General features: G+C 65.2%; 14 protein-coding genes and 1 other RNA gene. 9 read left to right on the top strand and 6 right to left on the bottom strand.

The window, feature by feature from the left end; genetic code table 11:
• Nucleotides 1-132 precede the first annotated feature (132 nt).
• Genes lipB through J9314_RS09240 form a run of 3 tightly spaced genes read left to right on the top strand, consistent with a single transcriptional unit; the run spans nucleotide 133 to nucleotide 2,627 of the window.
• Complete coding sequence (gene lipB / locus J9314_RS09250; RefSeq protein ID WP_210605407.1) at nucleotides 133-771, top strand: lipoyl(octanoyl) transferase LipB; 639 nt, start codon at nucleotides 133-135, stop codon at nucleotides 769-771.
• 10 nt (nucleotides 772-781) lie between these two features.
• Nucleotides 782-1,834, top strand: coding sequence for a lipoyl synthase (gene lipA / locus J9314_RS09245; protein ID WP_210605406.1), 1,053 nt, complete (start codon nucleotides 782-784; stop codon nucleotides 1,832-1,834).
• Between the two features lie 55 nt (nucleotides 1,835-1,889).
• On the top strand, nucleotides 1,890-2,627 hold the full coding sequence (locus J9314_RS09240; protein ID WP_210605405.1) for a DUF4191 domain-containing protein: 738 nt from the start codon (nucleotides 1,890-1,892) through the stop codon (nucleotides 2,625-2,627).
• A gap of 91 nt (nucleotides 2,628-2,718) precedes the next feature.
• On the opposite strand, the gene J9314_RS09235 is transcribed toward J9314_RS09240, so the two are convergent.
• Complete coding sequence (locus J9314_RS09235; RefSeq protein WP_210605404.1) at nucleotides 2,719-3,159, bottom strand: RDD family protein; 441 nt, start codon at nucleotides 3,157-3,159, stop codon at nucleotides 2,719-2,721.
• A 142-nt stretch (nucleotides 3,160-3,301) separates the two neighbouring features.
• On the opposite strand from J9314_RS09235, the gene glnA (J9314_RS09230) reads away from it, so the two are divergent.
• Complete coding sequence (glnA, locus tag J9314_RS09230; protein ID WP_181273792.1) at nucleotides 3,302-4,726, top strand: type I glutamate--ammonia ligase; 1,425 nt, start codon at nucleotides 3,302-3,304, stop codon at nucleotides 4,724-4,726.
• 132 nt (nucleotides 4,727-4,858) lie between these two features.
• On the top strand, nucleotides 4,859-6,325 hold the full coding sequence (locus tag J9314_RS09225) for a mycothione reductase (protein WP_210605403.1): 1,467 nt from the start codon (nucleotides 4,859-4,861) through the stop codon (nucleotides 6,323-6,325).
• A gap of 68 nt (nucleotides 6,326-6,393) precedes the next feature.
• Here J9314_RS09225 and J9314_RS09220 read toward each other — a convergent pair whose 3' ends face one another.
• From J9314_RS09220 to J9314_RS09210, 3 genes are read right to left on the bottom strand one after another with little or no spacing between them, the layout of a single operon-like run.
• Nucleotides 6,394-9,435, bottom strand: a complete 3,042-nt coding sequence (locus J9314_RS09220) for a bifunctional [glutamine synthetase] adenylyltransferase/[glutamine synthetase]-adenylyl-L-tyrosine phosphorylase (RefSeq protein WP_210605402.1) — start codon at nucleotides 9,433-9,435, stop codon at nucleotides 6,394-6,396.
• Between the two features lie 5 nt (nucleotides 9,436-9,440).
• Complete coding sequence (glnA, locus tag J9314_RS09215) at nucleotides 9,441-10,799, bottom strand: type I glutamate--ammonia ligase (RefSeq protein ID WP_210605401.1); 1,359 nt, start codon at nucleotides 10,797-10,799, stop codon at nucleotides 9,441-9,443.
• 4 nt (nucleotides 10,800-10,803) lie between these two features.
• On the bottom strand, nucleotides 10,804-11,007 hold the full coding sequence (locus J9314_RS09210) for a hypothetical protein (protein ID WP_166975885.1): 204 nt from the start codon (nucleotides 11,005-11,007) through the stop codon (nucleotides 10,804-10,806).
• Nucleotides 11,008-11,303: 296 nt separating this feature from the next.
• On the opposite strand from J9314_RS09210, the gene ald reads away from it, so the two are divergent.
• On the top strand, nucleotides 11,304-12,422 hold the full coding sequence (gene ald / locus J9314_RS09205) for an alanine dehydrogenase (protein WP_210605400.1): 1,119 nt from the start codon (nucleotides 11,304-11,306) through the stop codon (nucleotides 12,420-12,422).
• A gap of 59 nt (nucleotides 12,423-12,481) precedes the next feature.
• Here ald and J9314_RS09200 read toward each other — a convergent pair whose 3' ends face one another.
• Nucleotides 12,482-13,213 (bottom strand): FadR/GntR family transcriptional regulator, encoded by a 732-nt coding sequence (locus tag J9314_RS09200; protein WP_210605399.1) that lies wholly within the window; start codon nucleotides 13,211-13,213, stop codon nucleotides 12,482-12,484.
• Between the two features lie 173 nt (nucleotides 13,214-13,386).
• Here J9314_RS09200 and map point away from each other — a divergent pair, with 173 nt between their 5' ends.
• A complete protein-coding gene (map, locus tag J9314_RS09195; RefSeq protein WP_210605398.1) occupies nucleotides 13,387-14,301 on the top strand; it encodes a type I methionyl aminopeptidase in 915 nt (304 codons plus the stop codon).
• Complete coding sequence (ppgK, locus tag J9314_RS09190) at nucleotides 14,298-15,131, top strand: polyphosphate--glucose phosphotransferase (protein WP_210605397.1); 834 nt, start codon at nucleotides 14,298-14,300, stop codon at nucleotides 15,129-15,131. The genes map and ppgK overlap by 4 nt, the downstream gene beginning before the upstream one ends.
• A 71-nt stretch (nucleotides 15,132-15,202) precedes the next feature.
• On the opposite strand, the gene rnpB is transcribed toward ppgK, so the two are convergent.
• Nucleotides 15,203-15,572, bottom strand: an RNA gene (gene rnpB / locus J9314_RS09185) — RNase P RNA component class A.
• Between the two features lie 141 nt (nucleotides 15,573-15,713).
• Between rnpB and J9314_RS09180 the strand changes: the two genes are divergently transcribed.
• Nucleotides 15,714-16,490, top strand: coding sequence for a YaaA family protein (locus J9314_RS09180; RefSeq protein ID WP_210605396.1), 777 nt, complete (start codon nucleotides 15,714-15,716; stop codon nucleotides 16,488-16,490).
• Nucleotide 16,491 lies beyond the last annotated feature (1 nt).

Raw genomic sequence — 16,491 nt, 5'->3', positions numbered from 1 at the left:
TCGCTGCTGTTTGATGTGCTTTAATAGTGCTTGCCCAATGCTTCCGTGTCAAGATCCGTGTCCCACGGGAAGGTGTCGAGGGTCATCATTCGGCAGATTGAACCCTCGACAGAAGAGTCATAGTGTGGAGTCATGCCCCTGGCCACAGAAACGCTCGGGTTCGCTCCGGTCCTCGCGGACTATCGGCAGACCTGGGAGATGCAGAAGAGATATCACAACGAAGTGCTCGCAGGTGAACGGGAATCGACGATCCTGCTGCTTGAGCATTCCCCGGTCTACACCGCCGGGAAGCGCACCGAGGATCACGAGCGTCCCGACGACGGCACCGAGGTCATCGACGTCGACCGCGGTGGCAAGATCACCTGGCACGGTCCCGGCCAGCTCGTCGCCTACTTCATCTACCGCCTCAACGATCCCAAAGAGGTCCGGCTCTTCGTGTCCCAGCTCGAGGATGCGATGATCACCCTGCTCGCGGAATACGGCATCGATGCCACGACGGTCGGCGGCCGCGCCGGAGTCTGGCTGCTCGGGGACGGCCTCCGCCGCGACCGCAAGATCGGCGCGATCGGCATCCGCATCCACGAGGGGGTCACGATGCACGGATTGGCACTCAACTGCAGCAATGAGCTCGGAGCGTACGAGAACATCATCCCCTGCGGCATCGCCGACGCCGACACCACAACGATCAGTGCCGAACTCGGTAAGACGGTGACGCCGGAGGACACGGCCGCTCGTCTCAACGAGATCCTGCACGAGACCATCACCGCCTAGGAGGACGCAGATGACGATTGCCCCAGAAGGACGCCGGATGCTGCGGGTCGAGGCCCGCAATTCCGAGACTCCGATCGAAGACAAGCCCGCCTGGATCAAGGCGAAGGCGCATATCGGCCCCGAATACTCTGCTCTCAAATCACTCGTCCGCAAGCAGGAACTGCACACAGTGTGTGAAGAGGCCGGCTGCCCGAACATCTTCGAATGCTGGGAGGACCGCGAAGCGACGTTCCTCATCGGCGGTGAGCAGTGCACTCGTCGCTGTGACTTCTGCCAGATCGACACCGGCAAGCCCGCGGATTTCGACGCTGACGAGCCTCGGCGCGTGGCCGCCTCGGTGGCGGAGATGGGTCTGCGCTACTCGACGATCACCGGTGTCGCCCGCGACGATCTCGAGGACGGCGGCGCCTGGCTCTACGCGGAGACCGTGCGCAAGATCCACGAACTCTCCTACGTCGACGGACGCGGGACCGGCGTCGAGCTGCTCATCCCCGACTTCAACGCGAAGCCGGACCAGCTCGCTGAGGTCTTCTCCTCTCGTCCCGAAGTGCTCGCGCACAATGTCGAGACCGTGCCGCGGATCTTCAAACGCATCCGCCCGGCCTTCCGCTACGAGCGTTCGCTGTCGGTGATCACGCAGGCCCGCGAGGCCGGGCTGGTGACGAAGTCGAACCTCATCCTCGGCATGGGCGAGACGAACGATGAGATCATCTCGGCCCTGCAGGATCTGCACGACGCCGGCTGCGATCTCATCACGATCACTCAGTATCTGCGTCCCTCGCCCCGTCATCATCCGGTGACCCGGTGGGTCAAACCGGCGGACTTCGTCATGCTCCGCGATGCCGCGGAGGAGATCGGATTCCTCGGCGTCATGTCCGGGCCGCTGGTGCGTTCGTCCTACCGCGCAGGACGCCTGTGGGCGACCGCGATGCGCCAACGTGGAGAGGCGATCCCTTCGCATCTGGCTCATCTCGACAAGCACACGCCTGCCAAGCAGGAGGCCCAGGCCGTTGTGGATACCTTCGGCCCCGGCGAAGAGGTAGACTTGTCTGCTGAGCAATGAAGGCGCCCGTCACCGCAGGACGGGGCCGCAACGCCCTTCTAGAGCAAGTGAGAGAATGAGCGAAGAACCGCGTAAGGGACTTTTCCGGCGCAAGCCCAAGGATCCGAACAAGAAGCCCGGCCGACTGGCGCAGATGCGACAGGTCTACGAGCTGTCCGCCAAACACAACAAGGCGACTCCGTGGCTGCTGGCTGCCGCCGTGCTCGGACTCACGCTCATCGGCCTCATGGTCGGCCTGCTCATCGGCGGCACCACCGCGATCTTCACCACGATCCTCGGTTTCATGCTCGGACTCCTGCTGGGTATGTTCATGCTCGGCCGGTTCGCTGAAACCGCGGCCTTTGCGCAGATGGATGGTCAGCCCGGTGCCTTCGGTGCCGTTCTCAACACGGCTCGCCGCGGCTACCTCATGGATGACAAGCCGATCGCCATCGATCCGAAGAGCCGGGACCTCGTGTTCCGCTCGACCGGACGCGCCGGCGTCGTCCTGCTCAGCGAAGGTCCGAAGGGACGCAGCGCGAAACTGCTGTCCAAGGAGAAGAAGCGTCACGAGCGCATCCTCCCCAATGTGCCGATCCACACCTTCCAGGGCGGGAAGGAAGAGGGCCAGCTGTCGATGAAGCAGGTCGTTCCGACCGTGCAGAAGCTGCCGCGCAAGCTCAACCGCGCCGAGGTCCTCGCCGTCCGCAACCGTCTGGCGGCGCTGGGAACTCAGGGCACTCGCCCGCCGATTCCGAAGGGCATCGACCCGAACAAGGCCCGTCCGAACCACAAAGCGATGCGCGGCCGCTGACCGCCCCACACCTCCTATTGCTACCTGACGGCGGCCCAGCACCCTCGCGCGAGGTTGCTGGGCCGCCGTCAGGTAGCAATAGTAAGGGATTTCAGCGACGGAGGATGACGGTGACCGCCGCCAGATCATGGACGCCGCGGTTGTCTCTGTTGAAGATGAGCGCGGGAACGACGAGTACCACGAGCAGAGCGCGGATGAGCGATTTGAGCATTCCCGGGACGTGTCCGTCGAGACGGCGGACCTCGATGCCGAAGAGGCGATGACCCACCGAATAGCCCAAGGTGCCCACGAGCAGGAAATTCTCGAGGGCGAAGATCCCCGGTGCCAGGAACGGATTCGAGCCGTCGATGAGATTCGCGATGCCCAGGCACATCAGCCAATCGACGAGGAGCGCGAGGAGGCGCTTCCACGCCGGGGCCAGGGAATGGGAACCGGAGAACGGCAGGCCGAGCCTCTTGCCCGGCCAGTCGTCGGCCTCTCTTTCGAAGCGGGGCCCGTCGAGCCACGAACCCAAATCATCTCGATTGATCACTCCCCCAGCCTACGGAATCGGCCCTGAGTGAATCCTCAGGAAACATGCCCGAAACATGAGCGTCATCACGACTTCATGCAGACCCGACTAGGATTGACCGTGGTCAGCCAAACGGCCAACGTACCCTAACTAGGAGACCTAAGTGTTCTCGTCTGCTGAAGAACTCGTCAAGTACATCTCGGACAACGACGTGAAATTCGTCGATGTCCGTTTCTGCGATCTGCCCGGTGTGGTCCAGCACTTCAACCTCCCCGCCGCCTCGTACGGCGAAGAGGAGATCACCGAAGGTCTGCTCTTCGACGGGTCCTCGATCACAGGTTTCCAGGGCATCCACGAATCCGACATGAAGCTGCTGGCCGATGTCACCTCCGCCTACATCGATCCCTTCCGCGAGGCGAAGACCCTCGTCGTCTCGCACTCGATCGTCGACCCGTTCACCGACGAACCGTACTCCCGCGACCCCCGCCAGGTCGCCGCAAAGGCCGAGGCCTACCTCGAGTCCACCGGCATCGCCGACACCGTGTTCTTCGGCGCGGAAGCCGAGTTCTACCTCTTCGATTCCGTTCGCTACGACAACACTCCCGGCAGCAGCTACTACGCGGTCGAATCCGAAGAAGCGGCATGGAACACCGGTGAGGACGAGCCCGGCGGCAACCAGGGCTACAAGACTCCTTTCAAGGGCGGATACTTCCCTGTCTCCCCGCAGGATCACTTCGCTGACATCCGCGACAAGATGTCGCTGACGCTGGAGCAGATCGGCTTCGAGATGGAACGCGCCCACCATGAGGTCGGTACCGCAGGGCAGCAGGAGATCAACTACAAGTTCAAGACTCTCCAGCACGCTGGCGATCAGCTGCTCGACTTCAAATACGTCATCAAGAACACCGCTTTCGAAGCCGGCAAGTCCGCGACGTTCATGCCGAAACCGCTGTTCAACGACAACGGCTCGGGTATGCACTGCCACCAGTCGCTGTGGAAGAACGGCGAGCCGCTGTTCTATGACGAGAACGGCTACGGCGGCCTCTCCGACCTCGCCCGCTGGTACATCGGCGGACTCATCGAACACGCCGGTGCCGTGCTGGCGTTCACGAACCCGACGATCAACTCCTACCGCCGTCTGGTCCCCGGCTACGAGGCACCCGTCAACCTCGTCTACTCGGCCCGCAACCGTTCGGCAGCGATCCGCATCCCGGTGACCGGGTCGTCGCCCAAGGCCAAGCGCCTCGAGTTCCGCGTGCCCGATCCGTCGTCGAACCCGTACCTCGCGTTCTCCGCACAGCTGATGGCCGGTCTTGACGGCATCCGCAACCGGATCGAACCGCCGGAGCCGATCGACAAGGACCTCTACGAGCTCCCGCCCGAGGAGGCCAAGGACATCAAACTCGTCCCCGGCAGCCTCGACGAGGCGCTCAACGAGCTCGAGAAGGACCACGACTTCCTCACCGCCGGTGACGTCTTCACCCCGGACCTCATTGAGACCTGGATCCGGATCAAGCGTGAGAACGAGATCGACGTTGCACGTCTGCGTCCGACACCGACGGAGTTCGAGCTCTACTACGCACTCTGAGCCGCTCCGGCGCACGGAGGCTTCACCGCGCGTGGAATAGAGTGAGGGCGTCACGGGTTTGCACCCGTGGCGCCCTTTCGCCGTTTCGGGCCGATACCGGGCCGGACGTACAGACCCCTGGAGGGAACGACTTTGACGCATTATGATCTGCTTCTCATCGGCACCGGATCGGGAAACATGTTCCTCGACGAGCGATTCGCGGGCCTGAAGACGGCCGTCGCAGAGGAATGGCATTTCGGCGGCACCTGCCTCAACGTCGGCTGCATCCCGACGAAGATGTTCGTCTACCCCGCGACCGTGGCCGAGCAGGCCGCACAGGCCGAACGCTACAACCTTTCGGCCACGCACCCGCAGGTCGACTGGTCGGCTCTGCAGGAACGCATCTTCTCCCGCGTCGACGCCATCGAAGAAGGAGGGCGCGAGTACCGCAGCAGTGACCGACAGCCGAACATCACCGTCGTGCCCGAACACGTTCACTTCACCGGCGAGAAGACCGTCGTCACAGCCTCCGGTGAGCAGATCACCGCCGATCGCATCGTCATCGCCGCAGGTGCCCATCCGTTCATCCCACCGATCGACGGCCTCGACCCCTCCTTGGTCGACACCGAAGACTTCCCTGTCGTCACCTCGAACACCGTCATGCGCCGCCCCTCCCCTCCGCGCCGGCTGATCATCATCGGCTCGGGAATCATCGCGATGGAGTTCGCCCACGTGTTCGCCTCGTTCGGCACCGAGGTGACCGTCCTTGCACGCGGTCCCCGACTGCTCGGCAACCTCGACGAGGAGGCCGCTGACGAGTTCACCCGTATCTTCACCGAATCGCACACCGTCCTCACCGGGGCGCAGGCGAAGCGGTTCGACCTCGCCGACGGCGAGGTCACTCTCACCATCGAACCCAGCGGGCGCGTCGCCGAGGCGGACCTGCCCGATACGCTCACCGCGGACGTTGTGCTCGTGGCCACCGGACGCGTGCCCAACACCGCCGAGCTCGCCGTCTCCGCCGCCGATCACGATGTCATGACCGATGAGCGGCTGGCCGTCGACGAGTACCAGCGGGTGCTCTCCGGCGGGGCCCCGGTACCCGGCGTCTTCGCCCTCGGCGACATCTCGTCACCGCACCAGCTCAAACATGTGGCCAACCATGAAGCGAAGATCGTCGGACGCAACCTCGCCGCCGACGTGGCCGCCGGTTCCCCTGGATCGGCACCCGACGATGAACTCGCCGCCGTCAACCACCATGCGGTGCCCGGTGCGGTGTTCTCCTCCCCGCAAGTCGCCTATGTCGGTATGAGCGAACAGGATGCCAGGAACGCCGGACACGATGTCACCGTCAAGGTGCAGCAGTACTCGGATGTCGCGTACGGCTGGGCGATGGCCGATGACCCCGGAATCGTCAAGATCATCGCCGACCGCGACAGCAGGCTCATCCTCGGCGCGCAGATCGTCGGGCACGAGGCCTCGATGATCATCCAGCCGCTCATCCAGGCCATGGCCTTCGGACAGCGGGCCGACGAGGTCGCCACCGGCCAGTACTGGATCCACCCGGCCCTGCCCGAAGTCATCGAGAACGCTCTGCTGGGCCTGGAATTCTCGGACTGAGCACTCCCACCAGCGCCTGACCGGGCCCGGTTGCGCCCGAACCCGCAGACCCGCGCCGAGGCGGCCGTTCAGAAGCCGTAGAAGCGCTGCTCCATCACGGCGCGGGCATGGCGGGTGGTGCGCAGGTAGTCGTCCTCGAGGTCGTGGCCCGTTCCCGCCGCATAGCCGAGCAGTCGGGCGGTCGCCTCGAGTTCGGTGTGATCGGCAGGCAGCGATTCGGCGGTGCGACCGCGGAAGAGCATGACGGCGGAGCGCACATCCGTGGCGATCTGCCATGCGGCCTTGAGCTCGGCGGCGTCCTCGTCGGGAACCAGCCCCGTCTCGCAGGCTGCGTCGAGGGCGACGAGCGTCGATGTCGTGCGCAGTCCGGCTGTGTCATGGGCGTGCTCGAGCTGGAGGAGCTGGACGGTCCACTCGACGTCGGAGAGGCTGCCGCGGCCGAGTTTGAGGTGCCGACGTTTGTCGGCGCTGCGCGGCAGACGCTCGTCCTCCATCCGCGCTTTGAGGGTGCGGACCTGGGTGAGCGCCTTCTGCGGCATCTCGGTCGGATACCGCAGCGGGTCGATGAGGTCGAGGAAGTCGGTGATGAGTTCATCACTGCCGGCGACGGGTCGCGCCCGAAGCAGGGCTTGAGCCTCCCATGGCTGCGACCATTTCGCGTAGTAGGCCTGATAGGAGGCGAAGGTGCGCACGAGGGGCCCGTTCTTTCCCTCGGGACGGAGATCCGCGTCGAGGTCGACTCCCTGTGCTCCCTCGCTGGCTTTGAGCCGCGAGGCCAATCGGAGGGCGACCTTCGTGACATGCTTGCTCAGCATGCCCTTCGCGTCCGCGTCGAGGTCGGTGTCTTTCGCCCGGTAGACGTACATGACGTCCGCATCGGAGAAGTAGCCGATCTCCCGTCCTCCCCAGCGGCCCATGGCGATTACGGCGAAGTCGTATCCTGGGATCTCCTCGCTGTCGAGATCGGCCCGCACCGCCTGCAGCGCACCGCGGACGGCGAGGTCCATGAGATCGGAGAGGTCGCCGGGGATCTCGGTGCGATCGCCGACGCCGAGGACGTCGCGTAAGGCGATGCGCAGGAGCTCGCGGCTGTAGGTCTCCCGAATCGGCGTCACCGCGGCCTTGCCATGTCGTTTGAGCAGCCCGTCGACCTCGGCGCCGAGCACCTGCTGATCTCGGGCCTCGAGATTGTCCAGGCGATCGAGCCAGGCCACCGCTGCCGGCTGTCGCAGCAGCAGCTCGGTCGCATAGCCGGACAGGGACAATACCTCGGCGACGGACTTCGCGGCCAGGCCGGAGTCACGGAGCATCTTGAGGAACCATCCCGAGCTCGACAGGGATTCGCTGAGGCGCCGGAAGGCCAAGAGGGCGCGGTCCGGTTCGACGCCGTCGGAGAACCAGTCCAACAGTGCCGGCAGCACCTGTTTGATCACCATCGCGGTCCGTGACACACCGGTGGTCAGGGCCTTGATATGGCCCAGTGCGCCCTGCGGATCCCGGTAGCCGAACGCCTGGAGTCGGTCCGCTGCCGCCTGCAGGCTCGTTCCCCGCTTGTGGGCATCGACGACGGCTCCATGGACACCGACCGCGGCATCGAGGATCGGCCGGTAGAAGATCTGCTCATGCAGTCGGGTGACCTGCCGGGCGTAGTCCCGCCGGGCCTCTTCGAGTCGAGCACCGGTGCGGGAGCCGGAGCGGAACACTGACCGCGCGAGGATCCGCAGCTTCGCATCGTCATCGGGGATGAGTGCATTGCGCATCATCCGCGGGATCTGCACCCGGTGTTCGACGACCCGCATAAACCGGTAGGCGGTCGAGAAGACCGAGGCGTCCTGCTGACCGATATAGCCGTGTTCGCCGAGTTCGCCGAGCGCGACGAGTGTGTTCGGCGTGCGGATCTCCTCATCGGTGCGGCCGTGGACAAGCTGGAGCAGCTGTGCGGAGAACTCGACGTCGCGGAGACCGCCTCGACCGAGCTTGATCTGCCTGGGTGCTTCGGCGGCGGGGATGAGATCGACGACGCGGCGACGCATCGCCCTGATTCCGTCGATGAAGCCGGTGCGGGTGGCAGCTTTCCAGACCAAGGGCAGCAGCGACTGCGAGAACCACTCCCCCACCTCGGCGTCACCGGCCACGGGCCGAGCCTTGAGAAGGGCCTGGAACTCCCAGTTGTGAGCGATCTCGTCATAGTAGTGCTCGAATTCAGAGAGCGTGCGCACGAGTGCGCCGGCCTTGCCCTCCGGGCGCAGCGCGGTGTCGACCTCCCACAGAGCCGGCTCGCCGCCGGCGTCGGAGAGGATGCCGCGCACGCGCTGGGCGAGTTCGGTGGCCAAACGTCGCCCCTCTTCATCGGTGCGGGAATCGAGGACGAAGACGACGTCGACGTCGGAGACGTAGTTGAGCTCCCTGGCCCCGGTCTTTCCGAGGGCGATCACCGCGAGGCGCACGGAACCCGCCTCGTCGAGCTCGGCACGCGCGATCGCCAGTGCGGCATCGAGAGCGGCCGCCGCGAGATCCGACAGGGCGGCCATGACGTGCTCGACGATGTCCTCCGGAGACTCCGCCGAGAGATCGTCGGCGACCAGTCGCAGCACTGCGTCCCGATAGGTCCGGCGCAGCACCCGGATGCCGTCGTCGCCGGCGACCCCGGCGCGGGGAGCCGGATCATCCGGGTCCGCGCCGAGGGCCCCGAGCAGGCTCGCGCGCAGCGACACAGCCGAGGCATCGGGGGTCTCGATGAGGAGGAAGGGATCCGGTGCCAGCAGCAGCGGGAGGGAGTCAGGATGCCGTACGAGGTGGTCGACCATCGCCTCCGAGGTGCCCATGACGGCGAGCAGCCGGGCCAGCAGCGGACGGTTGAGCTCGTCCTCGGCGAGATCCTTCGCGGTCCCCGAACGCACCGCGCTCAGCAGCTGGGCCGACCCGTCTCCGGCCGCCTCGACCACCCGCAGCAGTCCGAGCGCGGCGCCGTGCGGGTCGGGGGTGGCCATGAGCAGGTCGACGAAGCGGGAGTCCGTGGCCAGAGGCTCCCCCAGGAGTTCGTCGAGCTCGTAGAGGAAGCGTGACGTTGCGTCCGGGACGGTCGTCGTGCGTGAAGTGATTCCTGCCATTGCGACTACATCGACGTGAAGTGCTTGGCGAGCTCGTAGGGCGTCACCTGAGCCCGGTAGTCGCTCCACTCCTGCTTCTTGTTGCGCAGGAAGAAGTCGAAGACCTCCTCGCCGAGCGTTTCGGCCACGAGGTCGGAGCTCTCCATCAGGGTCACCGCATGCGAGAGGCTGGCCGGCAGCGCTTCGATGCCCATGGCGCGGCGTTCGGTGTCCGAGAGCAGCCACACGTTGTCCTCGGCCTCCTCCGGCAGCTCATACCCTTCCTCGATGCCCTTGAGTCCGGCGGCGAGCATGAGCGCGTAGGACAGATAGGGATTGGCTGCGGAATCCAGCGCCCGGTATTCGATGCGCGCGGACGAGGACTTGCCCGAGTTGTACTGGGGAACCCGCACCAGCGCCGATCTGTTCCGGTGGCCCCACGAGATGTAGGACGGAGCTTCGTGGCCGGTCCACAGTCGCTTGTAGGAGTTCACGTGCTGATTGGTCACGGCCGAGATCTCGCCGGCGTGAGTGAGCAGACCCGCGATGAACTGACGCCCTGTCCGCGAGAGCTGATATTCGGCACCGGGTTCGAAGAACGCGTTGTTCTCGCCCTCGAACAGGGACACATGCGTGTGCATGCCATTGCCCGGCTGCGCAGACAGCGGCTTGGGCATGAACGAGGCGTAGACCCCCTGTGAGATCGCGACCTCCTTGATCACCGAGCGGAACGTCATGACGTTGTCGGCCATCGTCAGGGCATCGGCATAGCGCAGGTCGATCTCGTTCTGGCCGGGTCCCGCCTCGTGGTGGGAGAACTCGACCGAGAGTCCCATCGCCTCAAGCATCGTCACGGCCTCGCGACGGAAGTCGTTGGCGGTGCCGCCGTTGACATGGTCGAAGTATCCAGCTGTGTCCACCGGCATCGGTGCGGTGCCGTCGCTGATGCCTGTGACCGGGTCGAGGTTGTCGGTCTTGAACAGATAGAACTCGATCTCCGGGTGCACATAGAAGGTGAAGCCGCGTTCGGCGGCCTTCGCCAGCGTGCGTTTGAGGACGTTGCGCGGATCGGCCGGGGCAGGTTCGCCTCCGGGAACGTGGACATCGCAGAACATCCGACCGGTCGGTTCGACCTCTCCGCGCCACGGCAACAGAGAGAACGTCGACGGATCGGGCTTGAGGACCATGTCAGCCTCGTAGACCCGGGAGAGCCCTTCGACCGCGGAACCGTCGAACCCGATGCCTTCGGAGAAGGCTCCTTCGAGTTCGGCCGGGACGATGGCCACGGACTTCAGCTGTCCGAGGACATCGGTGAACCACAGCCGGATGAAACGCACCTCACGATCCTCGACGGTCCTGAGAACGAATTCCTCCTGACGCGACATCGGTTCAGCCGTTCCACTTCTCGTCGTCGTCATCCCACTTCTCGTTGCGCTCGCGGGCCTTCTCAAGTGCCGCCCGTGCGACCTCTTCGCTCTCGTACGGGCCCATGCGGTGCGTCCAATCGCTGACCAGGCCCTTTTCGACGGTGTTCGTCTCGAGATTGAAGTAGTACTTCGAGTCGGGGTCGTCGATATCTTCGTAGAGTCCCATGGCGAGCCTTCTCTCCTTGGTGGGGTTCTGCACTGACGTCTTCAGCTTACCGTTTCGCACCGAGTTCGCAGTGCACCCCGTCCATATCGTCCGGCTCGGTCTCTGCGCTGGCTGGATCCATGTTTTCCGCACCATCTGGCACCACAGAACACTGATTTCGCAACATTGATAACGGAAACAGGCATAAAGGTTTGCTCTGCAAACCTTCTAAGGAATACAGTGGGAGCCATCGACGGACGACGGCGAGGTCGGCCGTTCCCGCCCCAGCGGCGCACGATCATGAGAGAAGGAAGACAATGCGCATTTCAGTGCCCACCGAGGTCAAGAACAACGAGTTCCGAGTCGCCATCACCGCCGCCGGCGTCCACGAACTCGTCGCCCACGGCCATGAGGTCACCGTGCAGTCGGGAGCCGGCGAGGGCTCCTTCATCAGCAACGACGAATACGTCGCCGCCGGCGCCGTCATCGCCCCGGACGCCGCCGCCACCTGGGCCGCCGGAGACATGGTGCTCAAGGTCAAGGAACCCATCGCGTCGGAATACGGATTCCTCCGCAAGGACCTCGTCCTCTTCACCTACCTCCACCTCGCCGCCGATGAGGCGCTGACCCAGGCGCTGATGAACGCCGGCACCACCGCGATCGCCTACGAGACCGTCGCCCCTGACGGCGGCGGCCTGCCTCTGCTGGCCCCGATGTCCGAGATCGCCGGGCGACTGTCGACCCAGGTCGGCGCGCACAGCCTGCTCAAGGCCGAGGGCGGACGCGGCATTCTGCTCTCGGGCGTGCCGGGAGTCGAACGCGCCAATGTCGTCGTCATCGGCGCCGGTGTTGCCGGCACGAACGCGGCACGCATGGCTCTGGGCCTCGGGGCGAACGTCGAGGTCATCGACATCAACATCCCCCGCCTGCGCCAGATCGACGAGACCTTCAACGGTGCGATCGCCACGAAGGTGTCGAACAAGTATGAGATCACGAAGTCCCTGGCCTCGGCCGACCTCGTCATCGGATCCGTGCTCATCCCCGGCAAGAAGGCCCCCAAGCTCGTCACCGACGAGATGGTTGCCGGGATGAAGCCGGGATCGGTTCTCGTCGACATCGCCATCGACCAGGGCGGCTGCTTCGAGCACTCCCGACCCACGACCCATGACGACCCGACCTTCACGGTGCACAACTCGGTGTACTACTGCGTGGCGAACATGCCCGGAGCCGTGCCGAACACCGCGACCGCGGCGCTGACGAATGCGACCCTGCCCTATGCGGTGAAGCTGGCCGACCGCGGCTGGCATCAGGCACTGTCAAGCGATTCGGGGCTGGCGCGCGGACTCAATGTCCACAACGGGCACGTCACGAACGACAACGTCGCCGAGGCATTCGGCCTCGAGGCCGTGTCCGTGGCCCACGCCCTCGCAAACTGACCCCACAATTACTACCTGACGGCGGCCCAGCAACCTTGCGCGAGGTTGCTGGGCCGCCGTCAGGTAGTTCTGGAGACGATCGTGGTGTAGCGGAAATGCTCCTCGCACAGCCGCCCGGCCTTGTCCGCATCGCCTTCGGCGATCGCGTCGACGATCGCCGCGTGGTCGGCCACTGCGTGGTCGAAGAGCTCGGCGGAGAACGGATCATGACGGAAGCCGGCATTGATCTTCGTATCGATGTCGATCGCCATCCTCACCAGCTCGGGATTGTGCCCGGCGCGAGCGATGGCGAAATGGAACTGCGCGTCCGCGGTGCGGGCGGCGGCCGCCTCGGCGAGTCGGGAATAGGTCTCGGCCAGCTCTCGCAGCTCCGTGAGCTCCTCGTCGGTGCGCCGACGCGCCGCGGTCGCGGCCAGCGAGTTCTGGAACACCGCGCGGGCGTCGAGGAGGTTGCGGCGCTCGGCATGGAATTCGTCGATCCGGCCGGCCATCGGGGCCAGAGCCTCCGGACGGGCGTTCTTGACGAAGGTGCCTCCGCCGCGTCCGCGTCGGCGTTCGACGACGCCGAGCCGTTCGAGTCGCAGCAGGGCGGCGCGCACACTCGAGCGCGACACCTGCAGATCGGCGGCCAGGGTGCGCTCCCCCGGCAGCAGCGTGCCTTCCGGAAGAGCACCGACGGCGATGCCGGAGAGGATGTGATCGGCGATCTGCTGCGGCGCGCTCGTCAGGCTCACGACGTCCCCGAGGCCGGAGAACTCATGACCTGCTGCCGTCGTGTCGTCGCTCAACATGCCTCCCGGTCTCCTCGTGTGCCGCATGACGGATGCGTTCATGCGCTCCCGCCGACCGTCGATCGTCGACGCAGTTGCTTACGATTCTAGACGCGAGGCACCGCCGACCCGCACACCGACAGACTTCGCGAAGTGGGACAAAGCTCAAGAAGCGCCATAGAATCGGTTCCATCATGACAGCACACACGCGCCTGCTCACTCCCGGCACGATCTCCGCCGAACGCGGAGTGCCGAAGTCCATCCCCCGTCCCGAATACGTCGGTCGGGCCGACGCCGATGAGGGCCGCGGCAGCAACGTCTACACCGCCGAGGAGATCGAGACGGTGCGGGCCGCCGGCCTCATCGCCGCGAACGCTCTTGCCGCGGTCGGCGAGATGATCGCACCCGGTGTCACCACCAATGACATCGACGCGGTCGCCCATGAGTTCATGTGCGATCACGGAGCCTACCCGTCGACGTTGGGCTACCGCGGATTCCCGAAGTCGGTGTGCACATCGGTCAACGAGGTGATCTGCCACGGCATCCCGGATTCGACGGTGATCGTCGACGGCGACATCGTCAACGTCGACATCACGGCCTATTTTGAAGGGATGCACGGCGACACGAACTACACGTTCGCAGTCGGCGAGGTCGACGAGACCTCCCGCCTGCTCATCGAACGCACGTATGAGTCGATGATGCGCGGAATCAAGGCCGTCAGACCCGGACGCGAGATCAACGTCATCGGTCGCGTCATCGAGAAGTACGCCAAGCGCTTCGACTACGGCGTCGTCCGGGACTACAGCGGACACGGGGTCGGCCGTGAGTTCCATTCCGGGCTCATCGTCCCCCACTACGATGCGGCTCCTGCCCACGCCGAGGTGATCGAGCCGGGAATGATCTTCACGATCGAACCCATGCTCAACCTCGGCACCATCGACTGGGAGGTCTGGGACGATGCCTGGACCGTGGTGACGAAGGATCGGAAGCGTTCTGCCCAGTTCGAACATACCCTCGTCGTCACCGAGACCGGGGCGGACATCCTCACCCTCCCCGACGCCGCCACCGCCATCGCCGGCGGCCCGCAGAGAGAGAGGACCGTCGGATGAGCGACGAGACGACGAACCGCTTCGCCATCGGCATCGACATCGGCGGAACCGGCATCAAGGCCGCCCTCGTGGACACGGTGACAGGGAAGCTGCCGTTCAAAAGAATCCGGGTGCTCACCCCGAAGCCGGCGACTCCGAGCGCCGTCGCCGAGGCGATCGCCGGGCTGCTCGAGGACCTGACCGTGAGGGCGCTCGAGCTGGGGATCGTCGCGGACAGAGCCGATCTCGATGCCCTGCCCGTCGGCTGCGGATTCCCCGGCGTCATCCGCGATCACCTCGTCGAATACACAGCCAACCTCGACCAGAGCTGGATCGGGTCGAACATCACCGCCGTCATCGGGGCGCGCACCGGCCGGACCGTCTACTTCCTCAACGATGCGGACGGAGCAGGGCTGGCCGAGATGATCTTCGGCGCCGGTCGCGAACACCGGAAGAAGACCGTGCTGCTGACCACCTTGGGAACCGGGATCGGCACGGCCCTGTTCACACAGGGCCGGATGGTCCCGTACACGGAGTTGGGCCATATCGAGATGAACGGAGCCGATGCGGAGACGCAGGCCGCCGAATCGGTGAAGACACGTTTGGGGCTGTCCTATCCGGAGTGGGCGGCGCGTCTGCAGCAGTACTACACGCAGCTCGAACTCCTCGTCGCCCCCGACGTCATCATCGTCGGCGGCGGAGTCTCGAAGTCCCATGCGGAGTTCCTGCCGCTGATCAGCACACGGGCCACACTCAAACCGGCCAAGCTGCTCAACAACGCCGGCATCGTCGGGGCCGCGATGATCGCGGTCAACGGCGGCAAGGCGAAGGTGAAGAAGAGCACGTCCTGAGCACTTTGGCCCACCGGAGATCGAGTGAATTCCCGCCGAAGAGCGGGCGAAGAGCGGACCACCACGGGGAAGAGGACAGGCCACCGATACGCCGGGTTCTGTCGACGAGTCGGTTGCCCTTCTCGCCTGACGGCCATCTGTCTGGGACCGATGTTGCCACCGGCCTCAAGCAATCCACCCGACAGCTCGGCGAGCAGCCTCGAACGCTGTCTGTCTGATCTTGCTCCGGATGGGGTTTACCCAGCGGCACCGGTCACCCGGCACCCTGGTGGTCTCTTACACCACCGTTTCACCCTTACCCGACCGGAGTCGGGCGGTCTGCTTTCTGTTGCACTGGCCCGCGGGTTACCCCGGGTGGGTGTTACCCACCATCCCTGCTCTGCGGAGCCCGGACGTTCCTCAGCCCTCGACAAGGAGAGCCGCGACCGTCTGGTGACCTGTCCTCAAGCACCCCAGTCTAGCCCCTGCACCGCAGGCGAACACACCGGACTTCGCCTGAGCCCGAAACAGGAGCGAAGAACGTGACGAAGCTCATTCGGACCCGGCCTCCGTCGGCTCCTGACGTACTCCTACGATGGACTGGTGAAGATTCTGCTGCCGCCCTCCGAGGGCAAGACCCCGGCCGAAACCGGTCCGCCCCTCGACTTCGAAAGCCTCTCGGCACCGGAGCTCAATCCCAGCCGGAAGCGGGTTCTGACCGCCCTCAAGTCGGTCTCGAAGCGTCGGGACGCTCTCGCGCAGCTCGGCGTCGGTGCATCCTTGGCCGCGGACGTCGAACGCAACACCGTCCTCGACACGATGCCCTGCGCCCCGGCCCTGCTCACGTATTCCGGTGTCCTCTATGAGGCGATGGGCGCGGCCGAACTCGTCTCACGCGCCGCTGCGGACACGACTCTGGAGGAGCGGCTGCGACAGGTCCATGTCTTCTCCGCACTCTTCGGCCGGGTCCACGGGCTCGACCTCATACCGGCCTATCGGCTGGCGATGAAAACCGATCTCGGCAGGCTGGGTCGACTCACGTCGTTCTGGAAGCCGATCCTCGCGAAATCTCCCGAACTCGCACCCGCCGAGGTGGCCCTCGACTGCCGCTCGAGCGATTACCGATCCGCGTGGCCGGGGCCCCACGACCAGGTGATCACCATGGGTGCCGTGACCGTCAGCGGCGGAAAGCGACGCGTCGTCTCCCACTGGGCGAAGTTCTACCGCGGCGAGTTCGCCGGCCGCCTCCTCTCCGATGCCCGGGCACTGCCGGCGAGCACCGATGAGCTCGTCGCCCGAGCCGAGGAGAACTACGAGGTCGAGTTCACTCCGCACACGAAGTCGAAACCGGCCGTCCTCACGATCGTCCTGCCGGGCTGAG

This window comes from Brevibacterium oceani (assembly GCF_017948325.1).
Lineage (GTDB): Bacteria > Actinomycetota > Actinomycetes > Actinomycetales > Brevibacteriaceae > Brevibacterium > Brevibacterium oceani.
The sequence above is the reverse complement of the archived record's forward strand: the minus strand, read 5'-3'. Positions and strand labels throughout refer to the sequence as shown.

Coding starts and splice junctions, on each gene's coding strand:
- lipB (WP_210605407.1), top strand. CDS start 133: ATGCCCCTGGCCACAGAAACGCTCGGGTTCGCTCCGGTCCTCGCGGAC.
- map (WP_210605398.1), top strand. CDS start 13,387: ATGACAGCACACACGCGCCTGCTCACTCCCGGCACGATCTCCGCCGAA.
- J9314_RS09210 (WP_166975885.1), bottom strand. CDS start 11,007: ATGGGACTCTACGAAGATATCGACGACCCCGACTCGAAGTACTACTTC.
- J9314_RS09220 (WP_210605402.1), bottom strand. CDS start 9,435: ATGGCAGGAATCACTTCACGCACGACGACCGTCCCGGACGCAACGTCA.
- ppgK (WP_210605397.1), top strand. CDS start 14,298: ATGAGCGACGAGACGACGAACCGCTTCGCCATCGGCATCGACATCGGC.
- lipA (WP_210605406.1), top strand. CDS start 782: ATGACGATTGCCCCAGAAGGACGCCGGATGCTGCGGGTCGAGGCCCGC.
- J9314_RS09240 (WP_210605405.1), top strand. CDS start 1,890: ATGAGCGAAGAACCGCGTAAGGGACTTTTCCGGCGCAAGCCCAAGGAT.
- ald (WP_210605400.1), top strand. CDS start 11,304: ATGCGCATTTCAGTGCCCACCGAGGTCAAGAACAACGAGTTCCGAGTC.
- glnA (WP_210605401.1), bottom strand. CDS start 10,799: ATGTCGCGTCAGGAGGAATTCGTTCTCAGGACCGTCGAGGATCGTGAG.
- J9314_RS09200 (WP_210605399.1), bottom strand. CDS start 13,213: ATGTTGAGCGACGACACGACGGCAGCAGGTCATGAGTTCTCCGGCCTC.